3 protein-coding genes are annotated in these 1,165 nt (G+C 63.3%); 1 reads left to right on the top strand and 2 read right to left on the bottom strand.

What is annotated here, in order from left to right; all coding sequences use genetic code 11:
* Nucleotides 1–402, top strand: a 402-nt coding sequence (locus AC1DUU_RS32575; RefSeq protein ID WP_476787412.1) for a winged helix-turn-helix domain-containing protein, incomplete at its 5' end; no start/stop codon positions are given.
* Between the two features lie 22 nt (nt 403–424).
* Here AC1DUU_RS32575 and AC1DUU_RS32570 read toward each other — a convergent pair.
* Complete coding sequence (locus AC1DUU_RS32570; RefSeq protein ID WP_476787411.1) at nt 425–589, bottom strand: hypothetical protein; 165 nt, start codon at nt 587–589, stop codon at nt 425–427.
* Nucleotides 586–960 carry a hypothetical protein gene (locus AC1DUU_RS32565; RefSeq protein ID WP_476787410.1) on the bottom strand — a complete coding sequence of 125 codons (375 nt, stop codon included), beginning with the start codon at nt 958–960 and terminating at the stop codon, nt 586–588. Before AC1DUU_RS32565 ends, AC1DUU_RS32570 begins: the two co-directional genes overlap by 4 nt.
* Nucleotides 961–1,165: the final 205 nt, after the last annotated feature.

Here is a 1,165-nt window from a genome sequence, read left to right as displayed (position 1 = left end):
GTGCGGGAACTCGCTGCGCGCATCGGCGGCCTCCTGGCGCGCCGGGGACGCGGCACGCAAGAATTGGTGGTGCTGGAGAATTCGACGGTCGACCTGCGCTCGGCGCTGGTCATGCATCGATCGGGCGAGGAAGAGCAGCTTTCGCCAGGCCAGATCGCCTTGCTCAGGCTGTTCCTGTCGAAGCCCCGACGGGTGCTGACGCGCGACGACATCATCGCCGCGGCGCCGGCCGAAAGTGCCGACGCCTTCGACCGCTCGATCGACTCGCGCATCGTGCGCCTGCGCCGCAAGCTCGACACCGAAAGCATCACGACCATCCGCGGGTCGGGCTACCGCTTCGATCCACCGACCAAAGCAGCCGGCCAGGAGGCCGGCACTGCTCCAACCGAAAACCAGAACTGATCTCGCTTGCGCGACCAAGATTTCAGCGCGCCGAAGCGGCAACGGCTGGCGTGACCGTCTCGACGACGGACACTGTTTCGGCATGTGCCCTGTCCTTGAGTAGCACGCTTGCGAGGCCCGCGAAGCCGAGCAGCCCCTGGGCATAGAGCAGTGCTGAAAGCACTGACGCTGCGAATTGTCTGTTCATGGCCGTGGGCCCCGTTTCGGTTCCTGGGGTTCAATCAAGCCGACTACCGAGATACCCGCGCCGCCTGACCTGCCGTGGACGGCGCGGGCACTCTGTCCTCGCAGCGAAAGACGCGCGAGGTTTCTGTTCACCGCCGCCTGGCACGAAGCCAGGCACCCACGCCCATGGACCCGGCGGATGCGCAGAGTTTCGAYGAACAATGCTGCTGCAAAGAGGGTGATGGCGTGGGTTGCCGGGGCCATGTCCTGCACCGGCGAAAATTCCGCGGCCATGGCGTTGCCCGGGTCGGCCATCATGCCGATTCCCGACAGGATCGCCGTGGCGACTCCCACCCGCAGGAACCAACTTGCTGCCAACCGTTTCGCGCCCATCCAACTTTCGCAACATTCGTTTCGTCGAGGCTGAATGTGCAGGCACGCTGTATCGGGAAGATGCCGCCAAGCGCGCTTTAGTGCTTCCAAATGTTTCAGGTTTGTTGCCTAGCCGCGCGCCCCGAAGTGTCCTCGCAAGTGCCGACTGTGAGCGTGAAATCGGCCTCAGCAGAAACGAATATGAAACATAAAGAATATCTAAACG

This window comes from Aminobacter sp. P4_H6_2, assembly GCF_056400805.1.
The sequence above is the reverse complement of the archived record's forward strand: the minus strand, read 5'-3'. Positions and strand labels throughout refer to the sequence as shown.